16 protein-coding genes are annotated in these 15,246 nt (G+C 71.1%); 7 read left to right on the plus strand and 9 right to left on the minus strand.

The window, feature by feature from the left end; translation table 11 throughout:
- Positions 1 to 569: 569 nt before the first annotated feature.
- From FHU39_RS15085 to FHU39_RS15105, 5 genes are all read right to left on the minus strand, one after another.
- Positions 570 to 1,406: a Fic family protein gene (locus FHU39_RS15085; protein ID WP_183321413.1), complete on the minus strand. Its 837-nt coding sequence runs from the start codon at positions 1,404 to 1,406 to the stop codon at positions 570 to 572.
- A 77-nt stretch (positions 1,407 to 1,483) separates the two neighbouring features.
- Positions 1,484 to 1,960 carry an SRPBCC family protein gene (locus tag FHU39_RS15090; RefSeq protein WP_183321414.1) on the minus strand — a complete coding sequence of 159 codons (477 nt, stop codon included), beginning with the start codon at positions 1,958 to 1,960 and terminating at the stop codon, positions 1,484 to 1,486.
- Positions 1,957 to 2,274 (minus strand): ArsR/SmtB family transcription factor, encoded by a 318-nt coding sequence (locus tag FHU39_RS15095; RefSeq protein WP_343065924.1) that lies wholly within the window; start codon positions 2,272 to 2,274, stop codon positions 1,957 to 1,959. The genes FHU39_RS15090 and FHU39_RS15095 overlap by 4 nt, the downstream gene beginning before the upstream one ends.
- Positions 2,275 to 2,287: 13 nt before the next feature.
- The gene (locus tag FHU39_RS15100; protein ID WP_183321416.1) at positions 2,288 to 2,911 is read right to left on the minus strand and encodes a hypothetical protein; all 624 of its coding nucleotides are present in this window, start codon (positions 2,909 to 2,911) and stop codon (positions 2,288 to 2,290) included.
- A gap of 59 nt (positions 2,912 to 2,970) precedes the next feature.
- Entirely contained in the window at positions 2,971 to 3,408 is a 438-nt protein-coding gene (locus tag FHU39_RS15105; protein ID WP_183321417.1) for a nitroreductase family deazaflavin-dependent oxidoreductase, read from the minus strand.
- A gap of 126 nt (positions 3,409 to 3,534) precedes the next feature.
- On the opposite strand from FHU39_RS15105, the gene FHU39_RS15110 reads away from it, so the two are divergent.
- The 4 genes from FHU39_RS15110 (at position 3,535) to FHU39_RS15125 (ending at position 7,337) form a co-directional block, all read left to right on the plus strand.
- Positions 3,535 to 4,224, plus strand: a complete 690-nt coding sequence (locus FHU39_RS15110; RefSeq protein ID WP_221185547.1) for a TetR/AcrR family transcriptional regulator — start codon at positions 3,535 to 3,537, stop codon at positions 4,222 to 4,224.
- A gap of 150 nt (positions 4,225 to 4,374) precedes the next feature.
- Entirely contained in the window at positions 4,375 to 5,343 is a 969-nt protein-coding gene (locus FHU39_RS15115) for a hypothetical protein (protein ID WP_183321419.1), read from the plus strand.
- A 161-nt stretch (positions 5,344 to 5,504) separates the two neighbouring features.
- Positions 5,505 to 6,827 carry a Na+/H+ antiporter NhaA gene (gene nhaA / locus FHU39_RS15120; RefSeq protein WP_183321420.1) on the plus strand — a complete coding sequence of 441 codons (1,323 nt, stop codon included), beginning with the start codon at positions 5,505 to 5,507 and terminating at the stop codon, positions 6,825 to 6,827.
- A 108-nt stretch (positions 6,828 to 6,935) separates the two neighbouring features.
- Positions 6,936 to 7,337 carry a phage holin family protein gene (locus FHU39_RS15125; RefSeq protein WP_183321421.1) on the plus strand — a complete coding sequence of 134 codons (402 nt, stop codon included), beginning with the start codon at positions 6,936 to 6,938 and terminating at the stop codon, positions 7,335 to 7,337.
- Between the two features lie 18 nt (positions 7,338 to 7,355).
- Here FHU39_RS15125 and FHU39_RS15130 read toward each other — a convergent pair whose 3' ends face one another.
- From FHU39_RS15130 to FHU39_RS15140, 3 genes are read right to left on the minus strand one after another with little or no spacing between them, the layout of a single operon-like run.
- Entirely contained in the window at positions 7,356 to 8,012 is a 657-nt protein-coding gene (locus FHU39_RS15130; protein ID WP_183321422.1) for an NUDIX hydrolase, read from the minus strand.
- Positions 8,009 to 8,776 (minus strand): endonuclease III, encoded by a 768-nt coding sequence (nth, locus tag FHU39_RS15135; protein ID WP_343065925.1) that lies wholly within the window; start codon positions 8,774 to 8,776, stop codon positions 8,009 to 8,011. The genes FHU39_RS15130 and nth overlap by 4 nt, the downstream gene beginning before the upstream one ends.
- Before the next feature lie 29 nt (positions 8,777 to 8,805).
- Positions 8,806 to 10,899 (minus strand): acyltransferase family protein, encoded by a 2,094-nt coding sequence (locus FHU39_RS15140; RefSeq protein ID WP_183321423.1) that lies wholly within the window; start codon positions 10,897 to 10,899, stop codon positions 8,806 to 8,808.
- A gap of 189 nt (positions 10,900 to 11,088) precedes the next feature.
- Here FHU39_RS15140 and FHU39_RS15145 point away from each other — a divergent pair, with 189 nt between their 5' ends.
- The 3 genes from FHU39_RS15145 (at position 11,089) to FHU39_RS24730 (ending at position 14,284) form a co-directional block, all read left to right on the plus strand.
- The gene (locus FHU39_RS15145) at positions 11,089 to 11,766 is read left to right on the plus strand and encodes a Crp/Fnr family transcriptional regulator (RefSeq protein WP_343065926.1); all 678 of its coding nucleotides are present in this window, start codon (positions 11,089 to 11,091) and stop codon (positions 11,764 to 11,766) included.
- A gap of 149 nt (positions 11,767 to 11,915) precedes the next feature.
- Positions 11,916 to 12,776 (plus strand): protein phosphatase 2C domain-containing protein, encoded by an 861-nt coding sequence (locus tag FHU39_RS15150; protein WP_183321424.1) that lies wholly within the window; start codon positions 11,916 to 11,918, stop codon positions 12,774 to 12,776.
- An 8-nt stretch (positions 12,777 to 12,784) separates the two neighbouring features.
- A complete protein-coding gene (locus FHU39_RS24730; RefSeq protein ID WP_183321425.1) occupies positions 12,785 to 14,284 on the plus strand; it encodes a protein kinase domain-containing protein in 1,500 nt (499 codons plus the stop codon).
- 10 nt (positions 14,285 to 14,294) lie between these two features.
- On the opposite strand, the gene FHU39_RS15160 is transcribed toward FHU39_RS24730, so the two are convergent.
- Complete coding sequence (locus FHU39_RS15160) at positions 14,295 to 15,089, minus strand: MBL fold metallo-hydrolase (RefSeq protein ID WP_183321426.1); 795 nt, start codon at positions 15,087 to 15,089, stop codon at positions 14,295 to 14,297.
- Between the last annotated feature and the right edge of the window lie 157 nt (positions 15,090 to 15,246).

The raw sequence follows: 15,246 nt of genomic DNA on the forward strand, positions 1-15,246 counted from the left end.
GGGCGCCGGCCGGCATCCGCACACCCGACCCCGTCGACGAGCGCGTCCGGTGCATAAGAAGGCCCCCGCCGGGGGGGTGGGCGGGGGCCTTCTGTGTGCACCGAATCCCCGGGGGGGGGTTAGGAACCCGATGCGGCGCTTCGACCTGGAAGGGAGCGCTTCGTCAACCAGTGTGAAACCGGTCAACTGCCCAATACAACGATCCGAGACGATCCCATAAGAAATCCTTACCTTTCCCAGAAGGACGGCGCACACCGTAAGGATTTCGTGAGAATTTCGTGGGGCGACAGCAGTGCGGACAAGGACGAGGACCCCGCCACACAAGGTGGCGGGGTCCTCAACCGCTTTCTACCTCCGGTTACCAGGCGTGCATCCTCAAGGTTTGTCGCCGCGGCGCAAGGCCCCGGACGAGCGGTCCATAACGTGGACTGTCTCCGCGTGGGTGCCGGTCTCGATAGCGGTGGTCGTCGGATTCCCATCCGTCGTTCGTGAGACCAGGTTTACTCCGATCCGTGCCGTCATACAAGACTTGAATCCGGTGCGTCGGAGGCGGACAATCCGCCCTTGGTTCAGCGGCCGGTGAGCCGCCCCGCGAGCACCGAATCGGCGATGTCGGTCGCCTCGACGGCCCCGGCGAGGATCGCCTCGGCGTAGTGCCGCAGCCACAGCGCGACCCCGTCCGGACGTCCGGTGGCGTATGCCGCGAGCGCTCCCTGGTAGGCGACTCCACCCTGCCGCGAGTAGCCCGCCTCACCCACGACGACACCGGTCGGGTCGACACCCAGCACCTGCAGCAGCAGCCGCTCCAATGCGCGTGCGACCAGGCCGTTTCCCTGCACGAACGGCCGCACCGAGGCGACCTCAGCGTGCGCGATCGCGGCGACCAGGACTCCCGGCTCGCCCTCCGCGGCGCCCAGCAGCTCGACGACTCCCCGCAGCCGCGCCCCGGCCTCCGAGGCCGGTGGGGCGACCCCCAGGTCCTTCAGCTCGGTCGAGGTCTCCCCGGCCAGCCGCGGCCGGCCGAGCTGATCGGGTGCCGCGGTGCCCGCGGCGGCCGCGATGTGCAGTCGTGCGAGTGCCTGCGCCGGCGCGGTCAGCACGACCGAGCGCAACTCCTCGGTCGCCGCCGTCACCTGTATGGCGCCACGCAGCACCCGCTCCCGCGGCCCGTCCTGCTCCAGCGCGAGCGCCCCACGCATGACGTCGCGCACCACCGGGACCGGGAACTCCGCGCCCTCCAGGAACGCGCTGGCCCGGGCGCCGCGCACGCGTGATTCGGCGGCCACTTCGGGGATCCGGCGGCGCAGCGCCTGGTGCCAGCGCAGCTGGGTGCAGGCGTCCCGCGCGGCGTCGACGGCGCCGGCGACTCCGGGCAGCGCCAGCAGTCGCGTCAACTCAGCAGCCATCGGGGCGGCCCTCCTCGGGCTTGGTCGGGAACGCTCCGAGGATAGGGCTGGGCCGCGGGGGCGGCTCAGGCGGCCGATCAGACAGCGGCAGCGGTCCCGGCGAGCTCGGCGAACCGGCCCAGGTAGACCGGCCAGCCATTGTCCCCGCCGAGTGCCGCAGGCATGCTTCCCGCTCCGGGGCCGTGCTGGTCGAGCCGGAAGTGCCGCAACGACACGAGCGTGCCGTCGCCGTCCGGGGTGAACCGCACCTCCACCTCGCTGGCGTTCTCGCGCGGCTGGATCTGCCAGTCCGGCCCGATCAGCCAGGCGAACCGCAGCAGGCCGGGTGGTTCGACGGCGAGCACCTCGCCCCAGACGCATTGCGTGCCGTCCTCCGCCTCGTCGAGGATCCGGCCGCCGGGCCGCACCTCCATGACGGTGCGCGCGACGGGGACCTCCATCAGGTTGTGGTCGCGCGGCTTGATCCGGTCGAACTGCTCGGTGAACATCCGGAACGCCTGCTCGACGGGCAACGGCACCGTCACGGTGCGCAGCACTTCGGGTGTGGTGGTCATGGCTGGTTTCCCTTCGTATCGCTCGGCTGCTCGCCGAAGTTGGCGAGCGTGCGTGCCCAGAAGGCGTCCAGCTGGTCACGCAGGGCCTCGACCGCAACGGGGTTGAGGCGGTACACCCGGCGGGTGCCGGCAGGTTGCTCGGCGACGAGACCCGCCTCCTTGAGCACCTTCAGGTGTTGGGAGACGGCGGGTCGGCTGATGGGCAGTTCGGCCGCGAGGTCGACCACCGCCCGCGGCTGCCGGGCGAGCGCCTCGACGATCGCCCGCCGGCTCGGGTCGGACAGCACGGCCCACGCGTCTTGGTAAGTTGTCACGAACCGTAAGTTCTCACTTACCATTCGTGATGTCAACCCCCTGCCGCGGACCATGCCTGTCGTCCCCCTCGGACATGACCTGCGCGTTGATCGGCATCCGCCACCGCCCCGTGGGGCCGTCCCCGGTCAACGCGTTGAGCAGCCGGGCGACGCGCCACGAGATGCCGATCGCCATACCCATCAGGAAGATGGCCAGCGGGATCTCCACCACGATCGCGGACGCCACCGACAGGTGCACGCTGTCGCGGTCGGCCGTGGTGACGTCGAACCACGCATCCGCCAGCAGCAGCACCCCCGCGGCGAACGAGGTCAGCACCACGAGCATCCGCTTGCGCCACGCGAAGAACGCCGTGAGCCCGAGCAGCACCATCAGCAGCACGTCGAAGCCCACCCAGGTCAGCCGCCAGGCGTGCGACTCGTAGTGCTCGGGGAGGCTGAGTGCGAGGTATGCCGTCCACGGCACCAGCAGTGCCGTCGCGACGGCGGTGACCGTGAGTGCGACCGCGCGGCCGCGGCGCGCCTTGCGCACAACCGGTGCGCGCACGGCGTCGACCACCTCGCCGTGTCGCAGCCGATGCACCAGGGCGAGCCGTTCGGCGAGGGTGAGTTCCTCGATCTCCCGATCGGTCAACGGCATGGCTCAAGTCAACCTCATCAGCCTGACAACCGCCGAGTCCTTTCGGACCAGCGCCCGGCCTACGCCCGCTCCAACCGGAACACCGGATGCGCCGCGACGATCGCCTCGAGCTCGGCGTCGGTCGACGTCGCGGTCACGCCCTCCGGGAAGAACTTCCCCACCTCCCAGGCCCACCGCTTCAGGTAGTGCCGCATCACCGGCACCGCGTCCGATCCGTGCACCTCGTGCACGGTGCATGCCGCCTCACGCCGTCCGCTGCGCACCGTGACCCGGGGGTTGTGGCGTGCGTTGCGCACCCATTGCGTCTGCCCGCGTGGCGCGACTAGGTAGAGCTGCCCCTCGACCTCCACCGGATTGACCGGAGTGCTGTGCGGCTGACCGGACTTGCGCCCGATGACGACGAGTTCCTTCGCCCCGAAGGCCCTGATGCCCATCCGGGACATCCCCTTCACCAGCGAATTCATCACCCGAGTGGACCGGTCGAGTTGAGTTGCCATGACTTTCACCTTCCGCAGGAATCCGAGAGCACCGCTCTCTGAAATAAGGAAACCATGTCATCTCGAATAAAACAAGAGCACTGCTCTCTCTTGTGTTCGATGCTCACTATTGCGAGCATGGTTCCCATGTCCCCCACCCCTCGCGAGCGCGCACGCATCGACACCATGGAGCGGATCCTGGAGTCCGGCCGCCGGCAACTGGCCGAGCAGGGCGCGGCCGCACTCTCGCTGCGCGCCGTCGCCCGGGACCTCGGCATGGTGTCCTCCGCGGTGTACCGCTACGTGCCGAGCCGGGACGACCTGCTGACGGCGCTGATCGTGGAGGGCTACCGGGACGTCGCGGTCGCGGCGGAGGCCGCTGCGGCCGGTCGCACCGCCCCCGGGCGCCGCTTCGTCGCGGTCTGCGAGGCGATCTACACCTGGGCCCGCGAGCACCCGCACCAGTACGCGCTGATCTACGGCTCACCGGTGCCCGGATACCACGCACCGCAGGAAACCATCACCGACGCCGCCCGCATACCCGCTGTCGCCATACAACTCATCGAAAATGCATGGACTGCAGGAGAACTCAGCGTTGACGCCCCCATGCCACCAGCAGGCCAGGCACTGCGCCGGCAGGCACGCGACCTGCGCACGACGCTCGGCACCGAACTGCCCGAGCCGGTGCTGCTGCGCTTCGCCGCCGCCTGGACCCAGATCTTCGGAGTGATCAGCTTCGACCTGTTCGGGCAACTCGTCGGCAGTTTCGAGCCCGGTGATGCCGTGTGCACGTTCACCTTCCGCACCGCCGCGCAGGCGATCGGCTTCACCGACTGACGCCCCAACCCGCGGTTGACGCCCGAGATCGCCGTTGACCCCCCTATTGCGCCGTCAGCGGCCATTTCGGCCGTCAACGGCCGAGCGCCGCGCCCGATCTCCCCTGTGGACAACCGTTTTGACCCCGTCCGGGCAGCGCATCATCGGACGATGCGCACCCCCGAGCGACCGTTGCACCCCGACGACCTCCTGCACACGCGTGACCTGTTGCGCCGCGGCGTCCTCCCGTCGGAGGAAGCGCGCCGCGGCAAGGCCACGCTGCGTCGAATCCGTCGAGGCTCCTACATCGAGCAGGCCCGCTGGTCGGAGCTGGACGCAGGGAACCGGTTCCGCGCGCTCGTGGTCTGCTCCTACGAATCCATGCGCACCTCGCCGCCACCCACGGCCTGCCTCTTCGCAGCAGCCGTCCTGTGGGGGCTGCCGATCCTCGGGCGGTGGCCGGATCGCGTTGACGTCGTGACGGATTCGGGTGCTTCAGGGGGGAGCAAGCTGATCCGCAGGCACCGGGTTGCAGTCGTGCCGGATCCGGTGGACCTGCGCGGCATCCCAGTCACCACGGTCGCGCGCACCGTCGTCGACCTGGCCCGCATCGGCGACCTGGCGGCCGGACTCGTGACGGCCGATGCGGCGCTGCACGAGCACAAGTGCACCTTGGCGGAGTTGGATGCCGAGGTCGCCGCCATACCGCCCGGCGCAGCCGGTCGACGGCGCGCTGCGCTCGCCATACATCTGGCCGACGGTCGCTCGGAGTCACCTGGGGAATCGCTCAGCAGGGCACGGATCTACGAGTTCGGCTTCACCCAACCCGACCTCCAGATGCCGCTGACCGACGGCGGCGGCTGTTTCGGATTCTCCGACTTCGGCTGGGTGAACAGGCGCGGCGAGTTCGACGGTGAGTTGAAGTATGCCGAGCCCGATGCCCTCTGGCGGGAGAAGCAGCGAGAGGACCGGGCACGGCGTGCCGGGCAGCCGTCGGAGCGATGGGTCTGGGACGACGCGCTCCGTGGCCATCCCTTGCGCACCGTCCTGCGCAACGCTGGCATCCCGCGATCGAGGGCGCCGTGGCGCCGCTGGGACCCGGAGCGGCAACCGATCCGGACCGATGCAGGCTTCCATTGACGGTCCAACCCGTCATTGACGCCCGAGACCGCCGTTGACCCCCCTATTGCGCCGTCAACGGCCATTTCGACCGTCAACGGCGGGCCGGTAGAGTAGTCGCCGGTGTGCCGGGAAGTCTGGTCGGCGTCGCAATTTGCAGACCCCGCACACGAAAGGCGCGTATGACGATCCGGCCCATCCGACGAGCCTTCGCCCGCGGCGACTGGCCCGAGGCGCGGCGCATCGCGGGCCTGCTGCGCCAGGAGACCGTCGGCGGCGCGGTGCTCCTGCTGGCCGCGCTCGCCGCACTCGTCTGGGCCAACTCCCCCTGGCGCGACGCGTACCACGCCCTCACCGCATGGCACCTCGGCCCGGATGTCCTTGATCTGGACCTGAGTCTCGCCCACTGGACCTCCGACGGGCTGCTGGCGATCTTCTTCTTCCTCGCCGGGCTCGAGCTGAAGCACGAGTTCACCCACGGGGCGCTGCGCGACCCCGGCAAGGCGGCCGTGCCGATCGTCGCGGCCTGCAGCGGTGTCGCGCTCCCGGCGATCCTCTACGCCGGCTGGCAGGTGTATGACGACGGCACACTCGCCGGCTGGGCCATCCCGACCGCCACCGACATCGCCTTCGCGCTCGCCGTGCTGGCCGTCATCGGCACCCACCTGCCGAGCGCGCTGCGGTCGTTCCTGCTGACGCTGGCCGTGGTGGACGACCTGATCGCGATCAGCATCATCGCGTTCTTCTACACGAGCAGCATCAGCATCGGCTGGCTCGTCGTCGCCCTCGTGGCGCTGGCCGGCTTCGCGTCGACCCTGCGGTACGGCCGGAACCCGGTGCTGCTGCTCGCCACCGCCCTGCTGGCCTGGCTCGCCGTCCTCAACTCCGGCGTGCACGCGACGGTCGCCGGAGTCGCGCTCGGGCTGCTGATGCCGGTCACCGCGGGTCCCGGCGAACGCGTCTCGTTCGGCGGACGGGTGGACCGCTGGCTGAGACCGGTGTCCGCGGGGTTCTGCGTGCCCGCGTTCGCGTTCTGCGCGGCCGGCGTCACGGTGGTCGGCGGCGGGCTCGGCGACGCGATCGGCGATCCGGTGTTCATCGGCGTCGTCATCGGCCTGGTCGTCGGCAAGACGATCGGTGTCTTCGGCGGCACCTTCCTCACCGTGCGGCTGACCCGCGCGGAGCTGGACGACGAGCTGACCTGGCCGGACATCTTCGGTCTCGCGCTGCTGGCGGGTGTCGGTTTCACCGTCTCGCTGCTGATCGGCGAACTCGCCTTCGGCGGCGGGTCGGTCACCGACGACCACGTGAAGCTCGGCGTACTGGCCGGCTCCCTGCTGGCGGCGCTGCTCGCGAGCGTCTGCCTGCGGTTGCGCAACGCGACCTACCGGCGGATCCACGAGGCGGAGTCGCGGGACGCCGACGGCGACGGGGTCCCGGACTGCTACGCCCCGGAACGGGCTCCCGCACCGACCACTGACCCGCCCGGCAACCCCGGCCGGTGAGCCGATCCGGCTCAAGTCGCTACAGTACCGATGAGTTCGATGACCCTATGCTGGCTGGCAGCACGACAGCGAAGGCGCGATCAGACACCTACTCACGAGGAGTAATCGATGGCCCAGATCACCAAGGGCACGGAGCGGACGCTCGGCCAGTTGGTCGCCGACGCTTCCACCGACCTGAAGACGATCGTCAAGGACGAGATCGCGCTCGCCAAGGTGGAGATCAAGGCCGATGTCGCCAAGGGCGGCAAGGGTGCCGGTCTGCTCGCGGGCGCCGGGCTGTTCGCGCTCTACCTGCTCGGCTTCCTGCTGCTGACCCTCGCCTGGGGGCTGCACGCCGCCGGTCTGCAGCTGTGGATCGGCCTGCTGATCACCTCGGGCGTACTGCTGGTGATCACGCTGATCCTCGCCCTGCTCGGCGTCAGTGCGCTGAAGAAGGTCAAGGGCAAGCCGGCCCGCACCATCGACAACGCGCAGCGCACGGTCGCCGCGATCAAGCCGCCCAAGGTCTGACGCCCCCGATCGACCGGGTCAGCCGCCACGCCAGTAGCGGTCCGGGACCGGACGCTTGTCCTCGCGGTCCCACGGCCGCTCCAGCCCGGCCAGCCGCAGCGTGGCGTCGAGCACCATCGCGGTGAATCCCCAGATGTAGAGCCCGTCCACCTCGAAGGCCGGCGCGTCGAACGATCGTGCCGGGTGGACCGAGCTGAACCGGTGGTCCGGGTCGACCAGGTCCGCCAGCGCGACCCGCTCCACCCGGGCGACCTCGGCCGGGTCGACGACCCGGATCGGCGACGGGTCACGCCACCACGCGACCACCGGGGTGACCTGGAAACCGGTCACGCTGAGCGGCAGCACGGGCAACTCCCCCACGACCTGCACGCCGTCCGGGGACAGCCCGATCTCCTCGCGCGCCTCCCGCAGCGCCGTGTCGACCAGCGTCGCGTCGCCGGGGTCGGCCCCACCGCCGGGGAACGACACCTGCCCGGCGTGCTTGCGCAGGGTCAGCGCCCGCTCGGTCAGCACGACGTCCTCGCCGCCGGAGCCGGCGGGCCCGAAGAGTATCAACACCGCGGAGGCACGCCCGGTCGCCGCGGGCAGATGCGGGATGAAGGCGGACTCGTGCGCCCGGTGCTCCAGATCCCGCAACCACTGCGGCTCCGGCGCGCCGGCGGGCTCGGCCGTCATACCGGCGAGACCGCCGCCGGCTCGGGCACGCCGGGGGGCCGGGTGGCGCCGGGTGCGAGCTCGAACTTCAGCAGTTTGCGGGCCTTGTCGGGGTCGGTCTCCCCCGTGCCGTACGACGGGCACCACCGCGCCACCGGGCAGACGCCGCAGGCGGGCCGCTTCGCGTGGCAGATCCGCCGTCCCTGGAAGATCAGCACGTGGCTGAGCTGGGTCCAGTCCTTGCGCGGGAACATCGCCCCGATCGCGGCCTCGACCTTGACCGGGTCCTCCAGGTCGGTCCAGCCCATCCGGCGGACCATCCGGCCGAAGTGCGTGTCGACGGTCAGCCCGGGCAGCCCGAACGCGTCGCCCAGCACCACGAACGCGGTCTTGCGGCCGACACCGGGCAGGGTCACCAGGTCCTTCAGCCGCGGCGGCACCTGCCCGTCGAAGCGTTCGACCAGCGCCTGCCCGAGCGTCATCACCGACTTGGCCTTGGCCCGGTAGAAGCCGGTCGGCCGTAGCAGCTCCTCCAGCTGCTCGCGGTCGGCGCCGGCGTATGCCGCGGCGTCGGGGTAGCGGGCGAACAGTGTGGGCGTGACCTTGTTGACCCCCACATCGGTGGTCTGCGCCGACAGGATCGTCGCGACCAACAGCTCCAGCGGAGTGCGGAAGTCCAGCTCGCAGTGCGCGTGCGGGAACTGCTCCTGCAGCGCACGGAACATCTTGCGGGCGCGGCGGGTGCGGGAGAGGTCGGACTCACCCGAGATGTCGATGCGCTTCACGGCGTCGAGCCTAGTCGGCGGCGGTGACGCTACTTCTCGACCGCCGCCCGCGCGACCAGGTGCGCGTAGGCCTGCCCGCCGCTCGGTGTCAGGTGGATGCCGTCGCTCCACAACCAGCTGCTCTGGTCGGCGACGGCGGCGTTCCAGTCCATCAGCCGTGCGTTGGGGTAGTCCGGCACCACCTTGCGCAGCACCGCGACGGCCGGCTGCTCCCACTGCCGAGGCGTGTGCGGTGTCGCGACGACCACCCGACGCGCACCGTGCAGCGCGGCCAGGGCGGTGCGCAGCTGCGACTCGGAGATCAGGCCGTTGTCCCCGGTGTGCAACAGCACCACCGCGCCGTCGAGGCGCCCCGCCTGCGCGTCCGCGGTCAACTCGGGCAGCAGGTCCCACGACTGCTCGCCCTCGGTCGCGTGGTTGGTGACCGAGGCGAACTCACCGGTCAGTTCGGGCACCGCGCCGAGCGGCACCGAGTCGCCGTAGACGACCAGGGGCAGGCTGCGCAGCTGTTCGACGCCCTGTGGTGCGGGCGGCACCGCCTGATGGGTCGTGGGCGCCGGTTCCGACGCCGCCGACGGCGCCGATAACGACGCAGTGGTCGGCTGCGTCGTGGCAGTCGCCGTCGCGTGGTGGGTGGGTTTCGGCGCCGGTGAACTCGTCGAGGACGCAGTGGGTTTCGCGGCCCGGGTGCTCGTCGCAGTGGGTGCGGTCGCCGGGTGGTCGGTGTCCCCGGGTGCGCACCGCGCGCCCGGTGGAGCACTCGCCGGCAGGTGCGGTGTGCCGTTCGCCGCCGTCGGGCACTGCACGTAGACACCGCCTGCGGCATACGAGGTCTGGTGCGGTGCGGCGACTCCGGCGGGTGCGCAGACCGACGCGACCAGCACCGCCCCGAGCCCGCCGAGCAGCGCCGGGCCGCGGGCCCGGCCGATCCGCACCGCGCGGATGCGCCGCCAGACGGCCCGCCAGCCGTGCCGGCGGATCGGGCACTCCACGAGCTGGTAGGTGGCCTCGGTGAGGGCCAGGGTGATGCCGACCCGCAGCAGGAAGACCTTCCACTCGGGCCAGGCGAGGTCGAGGCCGGGGCGCGTCATACACGCGACCGGCCAGTGCCACAGGTACATCGAGTAGGACCGCCGGCCGATCGCGGCCAGCATCGGGTTGCCCAGCACCCGCTCGAGCGGGCCCGGCTGCACCGCGACCGCGATCACCACGGCGGTCACGACGCTGAACAGCAGGAAGCCGAACCGGTAGAGCCAGGTGGAGTATTCGCCGACCTGGGAGAGGCAGACCAGCACCAGGGCGAGCGCGAGGAAACCGACCCGGGTGGACCACGGGTGTGCCCGCCCCGCTGTCGTATGACGTCGTCCGCCCAGCCCGTCGCCGCCCCGGGCGATCGCCAGGATCGATCCGACCAGCAGCCCGATGGCGTGCGAGTCGCTGCCGAAGTACCACCGTGACGGGTCGCCGAGCTGCGGCACCTGCGCGTGCGCGCTGCCCATCCCCATCACGAGCGCGCTCGCCACGGCCAGCCCGACGGCCACCAGCAGCAGCGCACCCTTGCGGGCCCACCGCTTGCGCACCACCAGCGTGACCAGCAGGACCACGACCGGCCAGACGAGGTAGAACTGCTCCTCCACGGCCAGTGACCACAGGTGCTGCAGCATCGGCGGGCGGCCGGAGGCCACGAAGTAGGAGCGGTGGTGGAAGACGTACCACCAGTTCGAGGTGTATGTCGCAGCGGCCGCGAGGTCACCGCGGTAGACGCTGAGCTGCACCCGGTCGGCGACCGCGACCACGCCGGTGGTCACGGCGAGCACGACCGCCAGCGACGGGAAGAGACGACGGGCACGGGCTCCCCAGAACTTCCCGAACGACCGGACCCCGATCGACGGGCCGAACACCCACCGGGTCATCAGCTGACCGGTGATGAGGTAGCCGCTCAGCACGAAGAACAGGTCGACGCCGAGGAAGCCGCCGGAGGAGTGCGGGACCCCGAAGTGGTAGAGCAGCACACCGATGACGGCGACCGCGCGGATGCCGTCCAGGGCACGGAAGTGCTGCATCGGTCGCGGTGTCCGGACCGTGCCGACGGATCCACCCATCCGGTGTGTCGTCTGGACCATGGTTCTGCTCGCTGCCGCCTCTCCCGGCCGCAACCCCTCGCGGCCCTCACCCCGAGGACGCCGTAGCGCCGCTCGCGGTTGGTCAACGGTCTCGCCGGCGGCCGCCGGAAGCGAGCATCACGCCCGGCGTTTCGGGTCTGGGTGTGAGGTGCGTAACTTCTGCGGCCGGCTCGTGGCAGACTGCAGGACGTGGATACTGAGGCCGTGCGCAAAGCGCCACTGTTCGCCGCCCTTGACGACGACGCCGCCGAGGCGTTGCTCTCGACGATGACCCGCACCAAGTTCGCGCGGGGACAGGAGCTGTTCCATGAGGGCGAGCAGGGCGACTCCCTGTATGTCATCACCTCCGGCAAGGTCAAGCTCGGGCGCCGTTCACCGGACGGCCGGGAGAACCTCCTGGCGATCCTCGGCGAGGGCGAGATGCTCGGCGAGCTGAGCCTGTTCGACCCCGGCCCGCGCACCGCCACGGCGACCGCCGTCGCCGACACCGAGCTGGTCGGGCTGTCGCACCCGGACATGCGGTCGTTCCTGGGGACCCGCCCCGAGGTCGCCATGACCATGTTGTCCGCGCTGGCCGCGCGCCTGCGGCGCACCAACGAGGCGCTCGGTGACCTGGTCTTCACCGACGTGCCGGGTCGTGTCGCCAAGGCGCTGCTGGACCTGTCGCGCCGCTTCGGCAAGCCGTCCGACGAGGGCACGCTGGTCGCCCACGACCTCACCCAGGAGGAGCTGGCACAGCTGGTCGGCGCCTCCCGGGAGACCGTGAACAAGGCGCTGGCCGACTTCTCCTCGCGCGGTTGGATCAAGCTCGAGGCCCGCGCCGTCACCCTCATCGACCTCGACCGGCTGCAGCGCCGAGCGCGCTGACGTCGGCGCAGCGGACCGGCTGCGCCCGAAGGGCCGCCACCGCGGCCACCGATCCGACATACTGACCTCGTCGCCAGGGGAACCGCCGACGCGCCGGTGCCGTCTGCCTGTCGGGCACCAGTGGCGGTCGTGGGAAGAAAGGCCAGGGAGTGGACAACAGCCAGACACCGGAGGCGGCGCAGGATCCGCGCGATCACGTTGCGCTGTCACCACACCCGTGGGTCGCCGGCCTGTCCGACATCGGTCGCCGGCACCGTCGCAACGAGGACTCCATCGCGCTCGCGGCCTCCAGTGAGGTCGGTGGCCGCGCGGTGCTCGTGGTGTGCGACGGGGTGTCCACCTCGACCGAGTCGGAACTGGCGTCCCAGGCCGCGTCGGTGGCCGCGATGGAGCGCCTGTCCGAGCCGATGCCACGTCACGACATACCCGTCGAGACGTGGCTGGAGACGGCTGCGCACGCGTTCGCGGAGGCGGCGGAGGCGGGCAGCGCGGCGGCGGCTGCGACCGCCGAGGAGGACGACCCGACACCACCGTCCTGCACGATGGCCGCGGCCGTCGTCGAGGACAACCTGATCGTCGGCGGCAACGTGGGCGACAGCCGGGTCTACTGGATCCCGGCGTCCGGTCCGGAACGTGCCGTGCAGCTGGGCCAGGACGATTCGATGGCCAACGAGCTGATGCGGCGCGGGGTGCCGCGCGAGAACGCCGAGAACGCACCCAACGCGCACGCGATCACCCGCTGGCTGGGCCGCAACGCACCCAAGGACGTCACGCCGCGCCTGGCGCACCTGCCGGTGGAGGAACCCGGCTGGCTGATCGTCTGCAGCGACGGGCTGTGGAACTACTGCTCGGCCCCGGCCGACCTGTGGGACCTGGTCCAGCGGGTGCGGTCCGCGCGCGGCGAGTCCCCCGCCGAGCTCGTCGAGGGGCTGGTCGAATTCGCCAACGCCTCAGGGGGCGCGGACAACATCAGTGTCGTGCTCGCCGCACTCACCCCGGCGGAGGGTTGACCGGAGCCGTGTCACGGGGGCTGCACGAGGGCGACATCTTCGCCGGTTATCGCATCAGGGGGTTGCTGGGCCGGGGCGGGATGGGCGCGGTGTATGCCGCGGACCACCCGCGGCTGCCCCGCACGGTCGCCATCAAGACGCTGACCGCCGCCACGGACGACCGCGAGGCGCTGGCCCGTTTCGAGCGGGAGGCCGAGATGATCGCCCGGCTGGACCACCCGGGCATCGTGTCCGTGCTCGACCGCGGTGTCGAGGACGGCGTCCCGTGGATCTCCATGCAGTTCGTGCGGGGCTCCGACGTGGCCGCCCTGCTGCGCGCCCACGGCCCGATGCCGCTGGACCGGGCGGCAACCATCGCGGCGCAGACCGCGGACGCGCTGGACTACGCGCACGCCCGCGGGGTGCTGCACCGGGACGTGAAGCCGGCCAACATCATGCTGGAGTCGGAGGCTCCCGGCCGCGCGTTGCTGACCGACTTCGGGATCGCCACCGTGCTGGACCACTCGCACGACATCACCAGCACCGGGCAGACCCTGGCCACCTTCGATTTCGCATCCCCCGAGCAGCTGCGCGGCGGGCAGCTGGACGGCCGCTCCGACCAGTACTCGCTGGCGTGCACCGTGCACACCCTGCTGACCGGGCGGGCGCCATACGCATCCGACAACGTGGCCACCGTGGTGCAGGGTCACCTGACGGCTCCGCCGCCGGCGCTCAGCGCGACCCGGCCGGACCTCGGCGCGGACGTCTCGAGCGCGATCGTCCGGGCACTGTCGAAGGACCCGGCGGACCGTTTCGCGTCGTGCCGCGAGTTCGCCGAGGCGCTGCGGGGCACCGGGCCGGCAGTGGCGACGCCGGTGCAGCAGGCGGCGGCGCCGGCAGCGGCGCGGCGACGGCGGCCGGCCCTGGTGTGGGGTGCCGGCGCGGGTGCGGTGCTGGTGCTGGCGGCCGGGGGCTACGGCCTGAGCCGGTCGCTCAGCGACGCGGCGCCGCCTCCCACCACGACCACCGACCCGACCAGCTCGACGAGCTCGACGAGCCAGTCCGGTATGCCGACCGGCGACGACGGGCCCGGCCAGCTCGCGGTGTGGGACGCCGTGAAACCGGCGCAGCAGTTGTGGCCGACGCTGCTGCCGCAGACGCCGACCGGCGTGGGTTACACCGGGCTGAAATGCGCGGCGGTGACCAAGAAGGTGACCGGGACGATGCCGCAGTACAACTACCGGCTCAACTGTGCTCGGGCAGACGGACTGGAGCTGGAGATGCTCGCCTACGACACGAGCAGCCACGTCGACCGGCTCGTCAGCTACTACGGCGCCAAGGGCCCGATCAACCTGACCGCCGCCAACGGGCGGAAGCTGATCGCCTACAAGCTCGTCGACCCGGACAACGCCAAGACCTGGATGCTGGTGCAGGTGCAGGGGGACAGCGACAAGGGCGCCTACGCGTTCCAGGTGAGTGGCCTCGAATGGCAGGGCGAGGCGACGTTCGTCGCGACCGCGCCCTGGTGAACGACTCCCCTCAGGGGGTGGCCCGCAGGTAATCCAGTTGGGCGGCGACGCTCGACCTGGCCGCCGGCCACACCTCGCGCGGCACGTCGGCATACACCCGCTCGACGACCGCCTGTGCCACGTCGGGGGCGTCGGCGTCACCGGCCGCGAGCGCGGCACGCACCTGATCCAGCCGTTCCGCGCGGTGTTGCTGGTAGGTCGCGATCACGGCCGCGGCATCGGCGTGTGACGGACCGTGTGCGGGAGCCAGCAGCGTCGGGCGCTCCGCGGCGACGGCGTGCAGCTTCGCCAGCGAGTCGAGGTAGGGGCCGAGGGCACCGTCCGGGTGCGCGACCACCGTGGTGCCCCTGCCGAGCACGGTGTCGCCGGTGACCAGCACGTCCGCGTCGGGCAGGTGGAACGACACCGAGTCCGCGGTGTGCCCCGGGGTTGCCAACGCCCGGATCTGCAGCGATCCCACGGTGATCCGCTCGTCATCGTCGAACGGTGTGCCGTGCCCTCCGCCGCGGATCGGTGCCTCGACCAGCTCCGCCCAGCGCCCCAGCGACTCGGTGTGGTCGTGGTGCCAGTGGGTGACCAGGGTCAGCGCGACCCGCGCGCCGCGCTCGGCCACCCGGCGCAGCACCGCCTGCAGGTGGCCCTCGTCGAGCGGACCGGGATCGACCACCGCGGCGACGTCGTCGCCCGGGGCGTGCAGGATCCAGGTGTTGGTGCCGTCCAGGGTCATCGGTCCGGGGTTGGGCGCGAGTACGGCGTGGGCCCGATCGCCGAGGGGGCCGCCGCGCCATACCGAATCAGTCGTCATGAAAACAACGCTAGCCGCTACCGATGGGCGCCACCGCAGCAGCCGATCGGCGCGCTGATCTGCCAAACCTTTACAGAACCTTGGTACCGCATTTACTCAGCGTGAATACCGTGAAAGATGTTGCAGCTGAGGTTTCCCCGCCCAGCTCCAGTCTCGC

Origin of the sequence: Flexivirga oryzae (genome assembly GCF_014190805.1) — a bacterium.
GTDB classification, from domain to species: domain Bacteria; phylum Actinomycetota; class Actinomycetes; order Actinomycetales; family Dermatophilaceae; genus Flexivirga; species Flexivirga oryzae.

What these genes read in the sequence shown, in the direction of transcription:
- FHU39_RS15085 (WP_183321413.1), bottom strand. Translation starts at nt 1,406, where the DNA reads ATGGCTGCTGAGTTGACGCGACTGCTGGCGCTGCCCGGAGTCGCCGGC.
- FHU39_RS15090 (WP_183321414.1), bottom strand. Translation starts at nt 1,960, where the DNA reads ATGACCACCACACCCGAAGTGCTGCGCACCGTGACGGTGCCGTTGCCC.
- FHU39_RS15100 (WP_183321416.1), bottom strand. Translation starts at nt 2,911, where the DNA reads ATGCCGTTGACCGATCGGGAGATCGAGGAACTCACCCTCGCCGAACGG.
- FHU39_RS15105 (WP_183321417.1), bottom strand. Translation starts at nt 3,408, where the DNA reads ATGGCAACTCAACTCGACCGGTCCACTCGGGTGATGAATTCGCTGGTG.
- FHU39_RS15110 (WP_221185547.1), top strand. Translation starts at nt 3,535, where the DNA reads ATGTCCCCCACCCCTCGCGAGCGCGCACGCATCGACACCATGGAGCGG.
- FHU39_RS15115 (WP_183321419.1), top strand. Translation starts at nt 4,375, where the DNA reads ATGCGCACCCCCGAGCGACCGTTGCACCCCGACGACCTCCTGCACACG.
- nhaA (WP_183321420.1), top strand. Translation starts at nt 5,505, where the DNA reads ATGACGATCCGGCCCATCCGACGAGCCTTCGCCCGCGGCGACTGGCCC.
- FHU39_RS15125 (WP_183321421.1), top strand. Translation starts at nt 6,936, where the DNA reads ATGGCCCAGATCACCAAGGGCACGGAGCGGACGCTCGGCCAGTTGGTC.
- FHU39_RS15130 (WP_183321422.1), bottom strand. Translation starts at nt 8,012, where the DNA reads ATGACGGCCGAGCCCGCCGGCGCGCCGGAGCCGCAGTGGTTGCGGGAT.
- FHU39_RS15140 (WP_183321423.1), bottom strand. Translation starts at nt 10,899, where the DNA reads ATGGTCCAGACGACACACCGGATGGGTGGATCCGTCGGCACGGTCCGG.
- FHU39_RS15160 (WP_183321426.1), bottom strand. Translation starts at nt 15,089, where the DNA reads ATGACGACTGATTCGGTATGGCGCGGCGGCCCCCTCGGCGATCGGGCC.